11 protein-coding genes are annotated in these 16,145 nt (G+C 39.0%); 3 read left to right on the forward strand and 8 right to left on the reverse strand.

Going from position 1 to position 16,145, the window contains the following annotated elements; all coding sequences use genetic code 11:
- Positions 1–695: 695 nt before the first annotated feature.
- The 6 genes from GWK08_RS06630 to GWK08_RS06655 all read right to left on the reverse strand — a co-directional run bounded on the left by GWK08_RS06630 (position 696) and on the right by GWK08_RS06655 (position 11,212).
- Positions 696–1,256, reverse strand: coding sequence for a hypothetical protein (locus GWK08_RS06630; protein WP_163606109.1), 561 nt, complete (start codon positions 1,254–1,256; stop codon positions 696–698).
- Between the two features lie 218 nt (positions 1,257–1,474).
- The gene (locus GWK08_RS06635; RefSeq protein ID WP_163606110.1) at positions 1,475–1,840 is read right to left on the reverse strand and encodes a hypothetical protein; all 366 of its coding nucleotides are present in this window, start codon (positions 1,838–1,840) and stop codon (positions 1,475–1,477) included.
- Between the two features lie 73 nt (positions 1,841–1,913).
- Entirely contained in the window at positions 1,914–2,285 is a 372-nt protein-coding gene (locus GWK08_RS06640) for a hypothetical protein (RefSeq protein WP_163606111.1), read from the reverse strand.
- Between the two features lie 192 nt (positions 2,286–2,477).
- The gene (locus tag GWK08_RS06645) at positions 2,478–2,963 is read right to left on the reverse strand and encodes a hypothetical protein (protein ID WP_163606112.1); all 486 of its coding nucleotides are present in this window, start codon (positions 2,961–2,963) and stop codon (positions 2,478–2,480) included.
- 12 nt (positions 2,964–2,975) lie between these two features.
- Positions 2,976–7,865 carry a DUF6443 domain-containing protein gene (locus GWK08_RS06650; protein ID WP_163606113.1) on the reverse strand — a complete coding sequence of 1,630 codons (4,890 nt, stop codon included), beginning with the start codon at positions 7,863–7,865 and terminating at the stop codon, positions 2,976–2,978.
- Positions 7,866–7,870: 5 nt separating this feature from the next.
- The gene (locus GWK08_RS06655; RefSeq protein WP_163606114.1) at positions 7,871–11,212 is read right to left on the reverse strand and encodes an RHS repeat domain-containing protein; all 3,342 of its coding nucleotides are present in this window, start codon (positions 11,210–11,212) and stop codon (positions 7,871–7,873) included.
- 328 nt (positions 11,213–11,540) lie between these two features.
- Between GWK08_RS06655 and GWK08_RS06660 the strand changes: the two genes are divergently transcribed.
- The 3 genes from GWK08_RS06660 to GWK08_RS06670 all read left to right on the forward strand — a co-directional run bounded on the left by GWK08_RS06660 (position 11,541) and on the right by GWK08_RS06670 (position 13,423).
- Entirely contained in the window at positions 11,541–11,951 is a 411-nt protein-coding gene (locus GWK08_RS06660; protein ID WP_163606115.1) for a BrxA/BrxB family bacilliredoxin, read from the forward strand.
- Positions 11,952–12,035: 84 nt separating this feature from the next.
- Complete coding sequence (locus GWK08_RS06665) at positions 12,036–12,767, forward strand: lysophospholipid acyltransferase family protein (protein ID WP_163606116.1); 732 nt, start codon at positions 12,036–12,038, stop codon at positions 12,765–12,767.
- A 2-nt stretch (positions 12,768–12,769) separates the two neighbouring features.
- The gene (locus GWK08_RS06670; RefSeq protein ID WP_163606117.1) at positions 12,770–13,423 is read left to right on the forward strand and encodes an HD domain-containing protein; all 654 of its coding nucleotides are present in this window, start codon (positions 12,770–12,772) and stop codon (positions 13,421–13,423) included.
- Position 13,424: 1 nt separating this feature from the next.
- Here the strand turns inward: GWK08_RS06670 and GWK08_RS06675 are convergent, their stop codons facing one another.
- Together GWK08_RS06675 and GWK08_RS06680 are read right to left on the reverse strand one after the other, a co-directional pair.
- Positions 13,425–14,600 (reverse strand): hypothetical protein, encoded by a 1,176-nt coding sequence (locus tag GWK08_RS06675; RefSeq protein ID WP_163606118.1) that lies wholly within the window; start codon positions 14,598–14,600, stop codon positions 13,425–13,427.
- Between the two features lie 231 nt (positions 14,601–14,831).
- Positions 14,832–16,085, reverse strand: coding sequence for an RNA polymerase sigma factor (locus GWK08_RS06680; RefSeq protein ID WP_163606119.1), 1,254 nt, complete (start codon positions 16,083–16,085; stop codon positions 14,832–14,834).
- Positions 16,086–16,145: the final 60 nt, after the last annotated feature.

The following is a 16,145-nucleotide window of genomic DNA, read 5'->3' on the forward strand; positions in this document are numbered from 1 at the left end:
CCCAGTAGTTTGATTTGTAAATAGAATATGCCATAAGGAGAAAAGAAATACCTGAATATAGACTACAAGCAAAAAATTAGCTTCAAATATTTTTTTTATTCTTTTTTCATGTTTATACAACACAAATCTGAGCAAAATAAAAATAATCAGAGCCAAAAAAATAAATCCGCCGAAATAAGCTAAAATATAAGCTGTTTCTTTATTAAAGATTGAAAAACCTTTACTTCTAAAAACAAGAAAAATGACATCAGCTAAAAAAACAGATAATGAAATCTTAACAAAAACGAAATTGAATTTCGTTAACAGAAGTCTATATTTTAACTCTTCTATTATAGCAGAAAATACAATTATTAATACAATATTCTTAAGGCTTACATATACGACATTTTCAATGTCGTCACCAGGTTTAATAGGAATAAGTAGTTTTAAAGTTGAATTTAAAACTGGTATTAGGAACATATAAATCAGGAAACTCCAAAAAAGCATCCAGTACGATTTTGGAGTTTCAATATTATCAGCGTTAAAAATCGTTTTAGTCTTTACCAAAGCTCATTTACTTCAATTAGTATTTGCTTAAACTTAATTGCATTTTTTAAAGATACACTTTCCCGCCAACAAAAAACCACCTCTCAAAAATGAGAAGTGGTTTTGTTTTAAATTATTCTTATCTCTTGCACGGTTACAAATCCGTGCTATCAGGGTTTATACTCATACTCCTTCAATTTTTCTAATTCATTTGTAATTCTTGATATCCATTCTTGTTGTTTCTTTTCATTAAAGTATACTTCAAAATCATAATTATTATTTTCTTCTATTGCACAATTAATTAAGTTCTTATACAAGTCTTCATAAAATTTAATATCAGCGATCTTTTGATTATTCAATTCCATAAATCCTTTCCTTATTTTCCTAGAAAACAATTCATAGATATCAAAATGCAATTGTTCATGTTCTAAAGCTTCATGATTTGTAGTAACTGTCCATGACCTTGATTTAATAAAATATGTTCCTATAATGATATTAGGTAGGTTATCAACTAATTCGATCTTTATAATTTTGATTTCACATTGAGTTGCAGCTAATGCAGCATCTTTATTATTGGGAGGGTTTCCTTGAAAATCCTCCCAAATCAAATTTCTATTTTTTAACCATAGTATTTTATCATTAACATCAATTTCGCTATTAGCATAAAATTTGTTAGTGGAAATAGATGCTGTAATTAAGCATAAGGTTATTAATGTTACTATATATTTCATATTTAATTACCCGAATTTTTCAGAATAAAAGAAGTAGTCCTTCCCTTATCGTTGGCTCTCGTCTGTGACCAGTGCTATACATCCTAAAGATAAACATTCCTCCTTTCCTTTTCCAACAAAAAACCACTTCCTAAAAATGAGAAGTGGTTTCCTTTAAATTAAATTATTCTTAATCTTACCCCTTGCACGGATTGCAAATCTGCGCTACCGGGTGGCTTTTAATAAATATCCAATCTATCACATCTAAATGAGATATAATCACCGTTCACTATATCACCTGGGATAAAACGACCATCAATTTCAATCATTATATCTCCTATTTTCATAAGTCCTGACTTTTTATCTACCAATTCACCTTCTATCAGATAATCAAAACTCTCATCCAACTTTTTTATATGAGAATTTGGAGTTTCCAATCTAATAATTTCCGTCGGATCCAAAGCATATATAGGACCTGTCAATTGCTCTCCTTTCTTTTTTTTAAATGGATGTCCAAAGCATAACAGATCAAATTGACCATCAGTAATAACGACTTCTGCTTCAAGAATTTCTTCTGAAATCCAAATTATTTCTTTAACTACCATATTTACTTAGTTCTTCCTTACCGTTGGCGCTAGTCTGTGACTAGAGCTATACATCTTAAAGATAAACATTGCTTCACATCGTTCGCAATGATTCATCCTTAATATCATTACCTCTTTTCCATAAATCAAGAGTCTTATTAAAAAAACTAAGCGATCTATTTGATAATTTCTTTTTAAATGATTCATTATACATTCCTGAATCAAAAATAGAAATAGCTATTTCTTCTAATAATGCCGCTATTTCGGAGGTGTCATTTATAGACATTTCATTAATTAAATCAATTGAACTGCCTAATACAGGTTTATTATTTTCTTTCAAGGCTTTAATTAAAAAGATCGAAAAGAATGAAAAGACAGTAATTGGTTCTTCCTCTACTAATTCTTTCATATCAAAACCAGGAACAGCATTTTTAAGGCTATTTACTATATTTTTATATTCTAACATACTTTTCAATATTTCCCTAAGCTAGCACTAGACTGTAACTAGAGCTATACATCCTAAAGATACAGATTCCTTCTTTCTCCAAAGCAACAAAAAAACCACTTCACAAAAATGAGAAGTGGTTTTCTTTTTAAATTAAATTATTCTTAATCTTAACCCTTGTATGGAAAACATTTCCACGCAATCAGAGATCTTTTAAAATTGATAACCGTAAAGTTTATTTTGCTTTCTTTTTTTATTTAAATAAACTATTCTTAAAAGAATTACAATAAAAGTTCCATATAAAACCCAAATATAGTTTCTAAATAAAACAGTCAAAAATAACCCCATAGAAATACCAATAAAAATAAATATGATATAGCCTCTCAAAGCAAAGTCATCTTTTTCAGCTAAATAAACACCTATCGGTTCAACATACTTAGAGTAGTTTTCTTGACTATTCTCTTCTAATATCTTTTCCTTTTCTTTTGTTATCAAATCCAAATAATCAGCTAATAGCACTCTATATTTCATAAGTTCATTAGACTCAAGATTCATTTTCTTTAAACTTAAATAGAAATTAGAAATTGATTCATAATGTATATTTTTCTTGAATTTCGAATCATAATTTAAATTAATTATAGCAAGTGATTGTTTACAATTCTTCTCAAATAAATCAATATCGAAATACGTATTTTCCATAATTATTTTAAATTATTCCAGAATCTTATATATGGTTCGAAGGGTCCTGTACAATCGTTTAGCAGTTTTTGAGTTAACCAACTCTCCCACATCTGCTTTCTGCAATCTTTTCACAACTTTCTTTAACCCTTTTCTTTTCAAAAATTCCCTTAATCCTTTGGAGCCATGTTTTCTAAAAACTTTTAACCCTTCTTTAAGTAGAAAGTTTTTTAATGCATTCAAATTAGTTCGAACCACTGTGCCACCTCTAACAGAGGTAAAAATTTCTATTTCTCTGACTATGGCATTTATATGCGAAACCAGTCTTGAAACTGCGGGTGAAGAGGCTATACCAGCTTCAATGGCAATAGGTAATGCACCAATAACTAATAATAGAGTTCCGAAATCCTGCCCAACTTGGTTTACTCCAGTTTGACTTGTCAGACTGGAAATTCTTCTTTTTGCTTGTTCAGAAAGTAAGCCTGAATTTATTAATCCCCCAAAAAGTTTTGCTCCATCATTTTCTAACAATTCCCCCGGAGTAAAACTTCCAGGTTGAGTATTAACAAAACCGACACCTACCTGTGCACCGCCTGAGTTCACAAAATTAATAACATGTTGTCCTATATCGTCTCCTTCATCTGAAATCTTTATAAATTCTCCTGTATCTACATTAAAATTATAAATCCCTTCAAAAGCTTGAGATTCTTTATTTATAAAATCAAAATTAGTATCATTCTCATTCTCACCTATTCCAATAGGCATCATACCATCTGGATCAATATAGTAAATAGGATTATCAAAAGCATAATTATAAGGACTATGTCTTCTCATTTCTTCAGCAAGTGGATCAATATTCATCCATCTCCCTAATGCCGCGTCATAATTCCTGGCCGTAATATCTATCCAGGCAAGTCCCAACTCGTCTTGTTCCTCTTTACCTGTAAAGCCATATTTATGATTTCCACCTACAATGGCTGAGTTATATCCCTTATGCTTAAGCCCAAAAGGATAATAATTATTCTCTTCTCTGATCTCTGCCTGCGTTACAGTACCATCTCCATTATCATCCGAATATGCAAGGCGTATATTCCCTAAATGATCTTTATACTGATAGATATAATCATACCCATTACTTCCATCGGGTTCTACATAACCTTCTGCAGTATTAAAGAATTGCAAATTGTTATTTTTATAAATAAAGTTACCAGCATACTCTGTGGTTGTTAAAGAACTTCCGTCTGTAACGATCTTTTTAATCTTTATTCCAGCGGCATCGTAAATATAGTTAATTTTCTTATTCTGATCGTTGTCAAATACCACCTCTGTCGGTAAATTAAGATGGTTATAATCTATCGATGTAATTCCTTTATTATTATCCTTGATCATATTCCCATTAGCATCATAGGAATAATCAGTTTCTCCATTAACTTCGAAGTCCTTAAATCCAAAATCTATTGAAGTTCCATCTTCAACATCTACCAATCGATTTCCTAAAGAGCCTAGAGAATACTCATACTCCAGGTCATCCATTTCATTAAAGCTTGTTGCAGCAGCATTAATATGTCCTTGTCTGGACAGAGCAGTAATATTACCGTTCAGGTCATAAGAAACATTATTCAGATTGTAATTTCCTGTATTATCTATAGCCGAGATGATCCTGTTAAGGCCATCATAACTATAAGTATAGGTTTTTAAACTACTATCGGTATTAGCCGTTCTCCAATGAGTCTGACTGATATTTCCATTATAAAGAGCAGTTCCGGATGTGGGATCGTTATAATTTATCTTAAAAGAGAACAGGTCATTTCCTATATTATCCACATCGTTGATAGCCTTTAACCATCCTCTTATATTATAGCTGTAGTTTACCTCCTGAAGCGGATTGGTTATTGTATTTCCCACTTTTTTGACCGTTAACTGACTGATCTCATCATATTCATTCTGTGCGATCAGTTCTTCCGGTTCATTATCCACTTTATGGGTCTGACGTAGTACTCTGGCTGCATGATCATAGGTAAATCGCTCCGTAACTACTATAGGAGTACCTCCATCCCTGGTATGGGTGCTTTTAGTTTCCAGTACCTTTCCCGCAAAATCCAGACTGGTCTCTACAATATCGGTAATTCCTAATTCCACATTTCGATTATATACCCAAATAGGTCTGGCCTTTTCATCATAGCCGATAACGTTTATAATGCTTAATTGTGTTCCTAACACCCTGGTTATAGTACTGGTTGGCAATCCCTTAAGGTTTGTTTTTACTGTTTGACCAAAAACCGAAGACGGCATAGAAACCAGCGTAGGTGGAATAAAATACTCATCAAAATGATGGATGGTATAAGCCTCTGTATTATCAATAGGGAAACTTTGATTACTATACCCTCCAACAGAAGCTCCATTAATATTAATATTACCAGGTCCCGTCATAGATTCATATGGTTTTGTTCCTGAATTATTAGTATAATAATCGTCCAAAGCTGTTTGCATTCCCGCCTGGGTATTGATACTATTCGTATATTTCCCGGTCAGGATCACTCTTCCAAAGGCATCGTATTTGGTGTAAAGCCATTCCCCATTAGCTCTTAGATTGGCATCCTGGGTAAGTACCGGCTGGTCCAGACTGTTATATACGATATACTCCCAACCCTTACCGGGTATCTTTTTTTCAGTAAGACGATTTCTTCTATCGTATTTATATTGGTAACCTACTTCATCAATCAGTTGCTGTACGGTGATTATATCACCCCTGCCTCCAATATCTGCATTAAGATCAGTAACATGAATGGGGAGAGATTCTATCGCTTTGGGAGGTAGCACATAGCTAAGGTTTCCAAAATCATCATATATATAATAAGTATCATATAATAACAAGGAATATAATAGTACTACAGGATCTCCGATTTGACCACCTCTGGGGTCATCTTCAGTAACAACCAACTCATAGGTTCTTTTAAGAACTACACGCCCAAACTGATCCTTAAATTCATCAGTGGTATGTTCATGACCTCCTATCCAGTTCTCATCCCTGGTAGTGGTTTTGTAGAGAGTTCCTTCATCATAAAATCCGATCTCCGTTAATTCCGGTTGACTCGTATTCCCATTTACAAAATTTACCCTAAATAAACGTACATCATCATACTCCAAAAGTGAAGTGGGAGTAGCAATTTCTCTTTCCACAGTCGAAGTTCTTCCGGAGGATAAGGTATCTGTTGTGTTAGATAGATATTCAAACTTGATCTCATGTCCATTACCCATTCCCCATATATTACCGGGAGCTGCCTGTTGTAACGGCCTGTTTAAAGGCGAAGCTTCAAAGGCTGTTTCCGAATAGGCATTTAACAGTACTTGATTCTGTGGCAGGTCATCCGGATAATTAAGTACATAATAATCGGTTGTTCTGTCTTCTGCATCATTTCTATGGCTCCCTAAAGTACCGGTAGCACTATAAGGCAGATATTGCCTGTGTTGTCTTCCGTACTGGTCATAGGTAATATGAGCAACAATATCCTTTAAGGTAGGCGATTGTTTGATCCCGATCTGTTGTTTGGGCCTTCCCAGCCCGTCAAAATAGGTCACTCCTTCTATCACATCATGATCGGAAGAGATATCATTAGCCGAATCTTTGGCATTCTGATAGGCCCTTGTATATACATAGTTCTCATTGCTATCTAAACTAATAGCGGTATAAGGTGCCAGGGTACTAACGGATAAAGCCGTACTCTGTACTCCTTCATTCCCTGCTGCATCAGTAGCCGATACGGTAAAGGAATAGGTGCTGTTGGGTGTAAGCGCTGTGACTGAATAACTAAGCACATCTCCCAGGGTAGCTTCCAGTACCCCATCCTTATATACCTTATAACCGCTCACTGCTGCATTATCGGTAGCCGCGGTCCAGGATATATCGGCCGTGGTTCCGGTACTGCTTATAAGACTAAGCCCTGTTACCTGTGAAGGTGCTTCGGTGTCCTGTGCAAGGATGGACACACTGTCTATAAAGACCGTATCTCCCTGACTCCCTCCACTGGAAGGGCTTGTATATACCCTAATAATCGGAGAGGCCGAAGTGGCCGTCACATTAAAGGTATATTCGTTCCATGCAGTCCCACTGATCGGAGTTGGATTAGTAAAACCGGTAAGTCCGCTCCAGTTGGCAAAGGCAGGGCTAAAACTCTGGGTGCCTTCCCTGGCCCGGATCTTAATGGTATAGCTTTGTCCAACTACAGCAGAGAAGGTATAGCCCATATCCCTTCCATTTGTGGCAGAAGAAGAGGCACGAAGTGCATACTGCCCATGGTAGGGATTCGTAGCATCGGAAGTGATCACTGCAGCTCCGGTCCATCCGGTAGTCCCATTAGCCTCATAATCTATAGAGGCTGCGTTGGAAGAGGTATGCAGATCTTCCAGATAAGGATTAAATACTTCAATGGAAATACTGTCTATAAAAACCGTATCTCCCTGGCTCCCTCCTGTAGAGGGGCTGGTATAGGCCTTGATATTCGGAGTGGCACTGGTGGCTGTTACTACAAAGTAATACTCCTGCCAATTAACACTCCCGATAGGAGTTACATTAAAACCGCTTACTCCTGTCCAGTTGGCAAAGGCAGGGCTAAAGCTTTGAGCACCTCTTTTGGCCCATATCTTAATGGCATAGGTTTCTCCTACGGTAGCATTAAAGCTAAAGTTCAGTTCTCTCCCGTTAGTGGCAGAGGAAACTCCCCGGATGGCATAGGAACCATGGTAAGGGTCACTTCCGTCGGAACTGATCACAGCAGTTCCTCCCCAACCGGTAGTGCTATTGGCCTCATTACTGACCGAGGCCGCATTAGAGTCGGTATATAAATTCTGGGATTGTGCTCTCCAGCCGGAAAGTCCCGTTAACAGCATAACGGCAATCCATATATATTTAAACTTGTTGTTCATCGTGTTTAGTTTTTATAGTGGTACTGATAATCCGATACGATCTTATTGTCCTGATCCCTGACCGCTTTAAGACGATTGTACTCATCATACTCATAAGTCATCGTATAACCGCTGGGGTCTGTCATAGAGCTTATCCCCGCCAGAAGATCATAGGTATAAGTAGTAACCAAAGCACCCGACAAGCTGTTTCTAAGACCGCTAAGGGTACTTAAGTCTGTTACTCCATCATCTAAGAGTGCTGCGGTGGTGGTATTTAGGGCCGTGGCCACTTCTGCCAGGGTAGCATTCTCTATTTTAGCTACCGGATAGGTCTGGTCATAACCCCACAGATAAGTAACCGGTGCCCCGTCTTCCTGATTTACCTCTACCGGATTACAGCTGGTATCGTAATGCACATAATTGATCCTTCGCTCTGTGATATCGGTAGTTTTTTTGGTTTTTACCTCCTTCATTTTTATCATATTGGTATGGTACTCTTCATATACATTCTGAAGGCTGGAAAGCAAGACCCCGTCCTCATAGTTTTTAGTATAGATCGGGCTACTGATCTGGTTAAGCGTGACCATTTTAGCGATCACTGTCTGCTCTGGCCCTGTATATTCCGCAGTGGGATAACTCTCTACCGGATAGAAGAATTCGGTCTTTCGGTGGATAGTATCTCCGTGCTCTTCGATATAAGTATCAACCACCTTTTGCTGGTAGTTTATCTGGTTATACTCAAAGGTCTGACGTTGTTCCACTACGCTTTGTGTGCCTTGCGCATCATAGAAATAGCTTTTGTTGATCGCTTGTGTTAGTGGCGACCAGCCCGAGGTCAGGTTATCGGTAAAAGTGAAAAAAGCAGGGCCGCAGTTCTGGTAATTCCCTGCTCCTATACAATCAGTAATTTGCCCTTCACTTCCACCTCCACAGGAAGGTGCATTTTCAGGAAGGTTATTGATATAGTTAAAATACTGATCATAAAACTGTGTCCAAGTGCAATTAATGGGCTCCACATTAAAGGAAGGTGCAATAGTTACTTCCGATGGGAGATTGTAATCATTGATCGTTTCGGTCAGGATCCTATCGCTATTGTCATATACCTTTTGATTTATTAAAAGCCCTCTTTTAAACTCCAGATTAGGTGCCGGTCTGTAGGGGTAGTTAAAAGTCTCTACAGGGCTTGAAAAGTCCCTTGGAGAAGTAAAGGTAAATACCGATTTTCCAAGATTGTCTTCAAACATGCTTACCGTTTTATAACCTACATAATTCCCCTGGGTAAGCTGCGTATTTGGTTCTTTAGAGGTGATCTGATAGGTTACGTTGGTAGGAGAAAATGTTGTTTCCCTATTATCCGAAGTGCTAAAGAGGTATTTAGTCTCTGTTAGCTCATAACTTTTGGTCAGGTTTCCGATACGTCCGTCAATAGATCCGGACGATTTATCAGCATCATCAGGTTCGGCATAACTATAGCTCACTTTCTTTTGAATCGCTGTCGGATTTGCATCATCCCTGAAGATCACTTCCTTAATACGTACTCCTCCACCTAAAAGATATTCCTTAATCGATGAGCTGGCAGCTCCGTAATATAATTTTGCAAGGGTTGTAACCGAGTATGGATCCAGGGTCAGACCATCAATAAGTTTTAAACCAAATGTATAGCTTCCCGCAGGTACGGAGAACTTGATACAGCTTTCATTTAAAGTGGCCCAGTACTCATCTCCGTTGGAAGCGGTAAGTACCACTCTGAATCTGTCGGCATCGGCCTGGGTCCCACTCTGAAGGGTTGCATTGATATACACATCCTGCGCATAACCTATGGTAACCGGGGTAGGTGCCGGTGGCGGGTTATTATTAGATCCCGATAAGGTAAGCGATAAGGTAGTGGGTGTAAAATTTTCAGGATTCGACATATACACATCCGATGACAATGCCTGACTTCCCTGGAAAGAGAAGGTGTTATGCTCAAAAACAAACTCCTTGCTTCCTCCTGTCGGGTAAGTGATCTTGTTTAAAAGCCCTGTTTTAATTGCATCCATATCAAAAGTCAGGTTGCTGGAACAGGCAGTGGTTGTAGTACTATAACCATCTATATAACCCCAGACATCACTCTCCGAGTCAAAAGCCGGTAACTGGGTCCTGCTTGTATAGGAAAGCGTATGATCATAGGAAAGGCTTCCCGCCTTTTCCGATACTTCATCCAGCCACAGACGCGTAGCTATAGTAGAATAACTTAAAGTATATCGCTTGTCTTCCTGCCCTTGTTCATCTTTAATGATAATATCCTTTAAGATAGCCCCTCCTGTTTCCGGATGGGTATTATCGGTTACAAAGTCGATAGTCACCCCATCCTTAAAAATGATCTTGGAAAGTTTTTGGGTATCAGTATCTGTAGTATAGTAAGAAACCGTGCTTTCAGGTCTTAGGATACTGGTGTTATAGGCATTTGATAAAAATTCAGCTGTTGTGCCGGAGATAATATCGTTGTAGGTTCTGGTGATCGAAGCGGTATATAACTCCTGGATGGTGTTATATTCAAAACGTACCAGTTCCGTATCGTTACTGGTAGTGATCATAGATAAATGCCAGGCCGAACGATTATTTACCACTCCCGCGGCAGATGCCGGGATACTTCCGCTGCCTCCCTGAGGAACACTTCCGGTAACCGGAGTGGATTCCACATCCTCTATCACAGAGAAAAGATACTTATAACCAGCCGTATCTGTAATCGTAAAGGAATTTACCGCAAGGGTCACTGTATCATAATTCAGGTCGATCTTTACCTGTTGGGACCTTGATAAAAGCTTAGGTACCAGAACACCGTTTTCCTTGACGATCACAAAACGACCTGATACATTCAGCAAACTAAACTGATACAGATCCAGCTGGGTGTCGTACTTATCAATACTGCTCCCATTGGCCTTCCAGTTAAATTCGTCTTTCTCGGCCGTGGTTAAATTGGCGTAGTTCCAGAAATCGTCGTTGTGAAGTACGCCCGTTCTAATACCGGGCCCTTTCTTCTCTTCATCCACAACGCCACGTACCGTTCTGGAGATCACCCCCAGACCTGTAAGCGACCAACCCGTGCCTGTCCAGCCCGAACGTTCATTAATACGTACACCCGTGGTGTGATAACTTAAACCAAATGATAATCCCAGTCCGCCCGATAAGGGGCGTGAATACAAAGGGATACTAATGTTTGCCTGTCCGCTGTAATAATCGACAGGAACTTCTTCAAATTGCATCAGAGATGCGACCGTCGGAGACGGCGGAATGATCTCGGGGAGGGCAACATCACTGCCCTGGGCATAAACGCCCATTCCCATAAGACTACAAAAAAAGGCCAGAAGCCAATAAGGTCTTTTCATAATACCAGATTTTAAGATTATTAATATTTGCTTGTAGGAAATTGAAGGAATTATCCCTCAAATACAAATGTAAGTATTTTTTTATAAAATGAAAGAAAAGTTGTAAGATATTTAAGATTTTACATATATTTAAAAAAGAAAAGTAGCTCAGTTATTGAAGAATAAGTGGTTCCTTATTTAGCATTTTTGTTAAAGTCTGTTATAAATTTTATAAATCTGCAGGAGGAGAATGCGGTGGTACAATTCTTGTAAATTCTGAAGTCGATCAAAGACAATAATTTGCGTATCTTTGTGTTATCATTTAGTTGAAAAATAAAATCATTAAAATATGTATCCAGCAGAATTGGTAAAACCTATGAGAGAGGACCTTACAGCGGTCGGATTTCAAGAACTACATACAGTGGAGGCAGTAGACGCTGCCATGAAGAAACAAGGAACAACTTTGGTGATGGTGAATTCCGTATGCGGATGTGCTGCGGCTAACGCCCGTCCGGGTGCCCGCCTGTCATTACAAAATGCAAAAACTCCCGATAATCTTGTAACGGTATTTGCAGGAGTAGACAGAGAAGCTACAGATAAGGCCAGAGGTTATATGGTGCCTTTTCCACCATCCTCACCTAGTATCGCTCTTTTTAAAGACGGAGAATTGGTTCATATGTTAGAGCGCCATCATATTGAGGGCCGCCCTGCAGAATTGATCGCAGAAAACCTGGTAGACGCCTATAACGAGTTTTGTTAAGTCGTTCTTTACAGAATAAATCTAAAAGGAACCACGCTTTTTTGGCGTGGTTTTTTAATTTTGGGGATTGAAAATGTCAAAATCTTGAGAAAATTAATTTCATATCCGCTTTCCGTTCTGTTTTATCTGGCATTCGGACTCACTTTGTTGTTTTTCCATCCAGTGCAATGGATATGTCTGAACCTCTTCGGCTATCAGGCGCATAAAAAGAGTGTGGATATCTTTAATTTTTTCCTGCTGAGGTGTACCAATATCCTCGGTACTCGTTACACCTTTGAGAATACTCATCAGATCCCGGCTACTCAACCTCTTATTATCGTTGCGAATCATCAGAGTTTGTACGATATTCCTCCTATCATCTGGTATATGCGGAAGCATCATCCGAAATTCATCAGTAAAATAGAGTTGGGAAAAGGTATCCCCAGTGTATCTTTTAATCTAAGGCATGGGGGCTCGGTTCTGATCGATCGCAAAGATCCTAAACAGGCTATTCCGGCTCTAAAGGAATTTGCCGGATATATAGAAAATACTCGACGCTCGGCGGTTATCTTTCCGGAGGGTACGCGCAGCCGGACCGGAAAACCCAGGAAGTTCGCTACCAGCGGCCTTAAAGTATTACTGGAAAATATTCCCAGCGCCCTGGTCGTTCCGGTAAGTATTAACAATTCCTGGAAAATGCTTCAGTACGGGAAATTCCCCATGGGTATCGGAACGCATCTGAAATTCAAGGTTCATGAGCCCATTCCGGCAGGGAGTATGGAAGACGACCTTCTTATCGAAAAAGTAGAACAGCAGATCACAGGATCCATAATTTAAATATGACACAAAAAGAGATCATTGCACATACGGTTAACTACGTAAAGGAAACCCTTAAAGATGCAGAGGGAGGCCACGACTGGTTTCATATTGAGCGGGTATATAAAAATTCCCTGCTTATTCTTAAGGAAGAGGAGGCGGATGCTTTTACGGTAGAATTAGGTGCGCTGCTTCACGATATAGCAGATTCCAAATTCCATGGAGGAGATGAGACCGTAGGGCCGAAAAAGGCCAGGGAATTCCTTGAATCTCTGGGGGTTGATAAAAGTGTTATTGATCATGTAGAGAATATCATTAAGTACATCTCCTTTAAAGGAGGGAATACAAAGCAAAACTTTCGTTCGCCAGAACTGAATATCGTTCAGGATGCCGACAGGCTGGACGCCATCGGAGCCATCGGAATTGCTCGGGCTTTTAATTACGGGGGATTTAAAGATCGTGGGCTATACGATCCTGCTATCGAACCTAAACTGAATATGACCAAAGAGGAATATAAGAAGTCCACTGCTCCTACCATCAACCATTTTTACGAAAAGCTTCTGTTACTCAAAGACCGGATGAATACCGAAAGCGGGAAAAAGATCGCTGAGGGCCGGCACAACTTTATGAAGCAGTACCTGGAGCAATTCTATTCGGAATGGAATGGTAAGCTATAAATTACCTGTTATAAGGGGTTTCGTTAATCCAGTTAAAGCCTCTGCTCAATAAACGGAATTGCTTCTCATCAAAACGTTTCATCCGAATTTCCAGAGTATCTATCCCGGAAGAATTAGACATTATGCCATTAAGTACATAATTAATACTATCTGTCTTTCGGTAGTTAAGATCTATTATATCGGTACTGTCACGATAAGAAGTTAGCTTCATTTTGTGTTTTGTCGTATCCAGGGAAAGGCGATAGCCGTAGTATCTTCTTTTGGAATCATCCATTTTCTTTATGGAAATACTTCCTTCATAATTGAGAACTACTTTCCGCCATCTGATCGTATCGGTCATAAGCGGAGGCAGAGTATCCTTATTTATGATAAATTCTTCCACGTCATAGATCCCGTAAAGTGCTGGCTTTGGTGCTTTGGTCCCATATTGATACATACTTTCTATATCGCTCGAGATCAGGCTGAATAAAATATATCCCACAAAGAGTACTTTTACTCCCAGGGCTATTTTGTTGTTCCTGGCTTTTTTAAACAACTTCTCTTCCTTTCTGGCTTCCGTAGCTTTATTGAGTAAAAATACGTTCAATAATCGCTTATAGTCGGTACAAACGATCAGTACTGAAAAGGCAAATAGATGAAAGGAAAGCAGCTTTACCGGGATATCATAAGACATATTCATCATAAAGATATTGAACATGGTTCCCATAGCCACCAATCCGCCCAGGATCTGAGTTCTTCTGAAAAGTAGCAGTAGTCCGGCCAGTACTTCACAGGCTCCGGCAAAAAAGGTATAAGTGTCTGAATAGCCCATATAGGTCCAAGCCAGTCCCATAGGGGAGAAATCTCCCAGAGGTTCCAGTAACCTGAATAAAGTAGGAGACGAGAACTGAAGTTTGATCACTTTAACGAATCCATATACGAACATAAAATAGGCCAGTACATATCGGACGTAGATCACTCCCCACTTCATCAGTTTGTTGTAGGAAGGTCGCTTTCTGTCCAGGATCGTCCATATCAATGCTGCCAGAAGGGAGATAAGTATCATGATCAATACCTGTATATAATCTGCTGTAGTATCTCCACTTCCCCTTCCGTTCATCGAGATCTCACCTTCAATACCCAAAATAGTGTTCCCGAACCAGGGAACCAGCTTGTTCCAGGTGTACTCTTGTATCATCCATGGAAATCTCCCAAGAAAGCCAAATGTGTTTAAGGGAAATGGAAAAAAAGAAAGAAAGGTGTAAATAACGAGATAAAGAAAGCCAAACTTTTTAAAAAAGTTCCACCGGGGAGTCAGATTGCTCATTTTAATCAGTTATGAATATTTATTGCTGACCCAAAATAGAATTTTTATTATTAATATTCCTACTTTTTTAACGATGTTTTCGGAAAAAATTCAATTTTTCACTTAAAGTATTCCTTTACGCTTTTTTAAGAAATACTTTTTCTCAACTGTGTTTTTGGTAAGTGCTACAGCCTTCTCCAAAGCTGTCTTCATTTTATTTTTATCCTCCAGCATCCTGAAAATATCGGCTTTAATCGCATAAAAAAGAGCGGTTTCCCTAAAATGATCGGTTTTTTGGTATTTCTGCAATTCTTTTAGAGCAGTTTCCGGGCCTTTTACCTTAGCCAGCGGGACGATCCGGTTGAGTTCTATAACGGGTGAATACTGATATTGCAGCTGAAGGTTGTATAGATGAAGGATATTCTCCCAATTGGTCTTCTCAAAGTCAGGTGCTATACAGTGTTCATAGGATACTGCCGCCTGCAGGTGATACGGACTGGGTGTTTGTCCCATTTCGGTAGCTGTCTCCAGATGATCGATCCCAAAACGAATAAGGTCCTTATCGTATTTACTACGATCCTGATGTTCCAGGTCTACAGCTTCCATCTCCTTATCCAACCGGGCCTCAAAACGGGAAGTGTGAAAACACATCAGGGCTATCAGCGCCTGTACTTCGGCTTTGTTGCAATATTTATTCCGGCTCAGCAGGAGGGCAAGCCGGATGGCTTCCAGGCAGATGTCCTTTTTAAGCATGACTTCTCCGGTACTGGCCGCATAACCTTCGGAAAACAGCAGGTAAATAACCTTTAAAACCACATTTAAACGGGAGGTAAGCCCGATCTCTATAGGTGTGTCCAGGGTTTTAACCTTAGACTTCAGCATCTTCTTTGCCCGGGTAAAGGATTTAGCCACAGTATCTTCCTTTTTTAAAAGGGCCTTGGCAATTTCCTTATTGGAAAAACCACCAATCAGCTTCAGGCTCAGGATCAACTGATATTCTTCTGAAATAGAAGGATGACAACAGGCAAAGATCATCTTTAGCTGGTCGTCATTGATCCGGTTTTCCATTACCATTTCTTCAGGTTCGGCCATATTTTCAGAGTTTCCCGTATCCCCAGTATCTTCCTGCATATACTTCTCCTTTCTGAACATGTCTATCAAACTGTTATTGGCTACCCGGATGAGCCAGGCAGTTGGCTTTTGCGGAGTATCCTGGTATCCCCAGACCTGCATAGCCTTCAGAAGTGCATTCTGGACCGCATCTTCTATCTTATCCAGATGAGAAGGGCCATATTTATTTACCAGAACAGCGATCATCTTTCCGTATTCGTGACGAAAAATGTTTTCAATGATCTCTTTGTTTCCGGTGGTTTGCATAGTTAGAATAAGAAAAGGTGTCTGAAAACTAGTCCGGATGTCATATTGAGCGCAGTCGAA

The sequence above is a fragment of the Leptobacterium flavescens genome, from assembly GCF_010671605.1.
Taxonomy (GTDB): Bacteria; Bacteroidota; Bacteroidia; order Flavobacteriales; family Flavobacteriaceae; genus Leptobacterium; species Leptobacterium flavescens.

Excerpts from the sequence above, each read along its gene's own strand:
- GWK08_RS06660 (WP_163606115.1), top strand. The coding sequence starts at position 11,541 with ATGTATCCAGCAGAATTGGTAAAACCTATGAGAGAGGACCTTACAGCG.
- GWK08_RS06650 (WP_163606113.1), bottom strand. The coding sequence starts at position 7,865 with ATGAACAACAAGTTTAAATATATATGGATTGCCGTTATGCTGTTAACG.
- GWK08_RS06675 (WP_163606118.1), bottom strand. The coding sequence starts at position 14,600 with ATGATACAAGAGTACACCTGGAACAAGCTGGTTCCCTGGTTCGGGAAC.
- GWK08_RS06630 (WP_163606109.1), bottom strand. The coding sequence starts at position 1,256 with ATGAAATATATAGTAACATTAATAACCTTATGCTTAATTACAGCATCT.
- GWK08_RS06655 (WP_163606114.1), bottom strand. The coding sequence starts at position 11,212 with ATGAAAAGACCTTATTGGCTTCTGGCCTTTTTTTGTAGTCTTATGGGA.
- GWK08_RS06635 (WP_163606110.1), bottom strand. The coding sequence starts at position 1,840 with ATGGTAGTTAAAGAAATAATTTGGATTTCAGAAGAAATTCTTGAAGCA.
- GWK08_RS06670 (WP_163606117.1), top strand. The coding sequence starts at position 12,770 with ATGACACAAAAAGAGATCATTGCACATACGGTTAACTACGTAAAGGAA.
- GWK08_RS06645 (WP_163606112.1), bottom strand. The coding sequence starts at position 2,963 with ATGGAAAATACGTATTTCGATATTGATTTATTTGAGAAGAATTGTAAA.
- GWK08_RS06680 (WP_163606119.1), bottom strand. The coding sequence starts at position 16,085 with ATGCAAACCACCGGAAACAAAGAGATCATTGAAAACATTTTTCGTCAC.
- GWK08_RS06640 (WP_163606111.1), bottom strand. The coding sequence starts at position 2,285 with ATGTTAGAATATAAAAATATAGTAAATAGCCTTAAAAATGCTGTTCCT.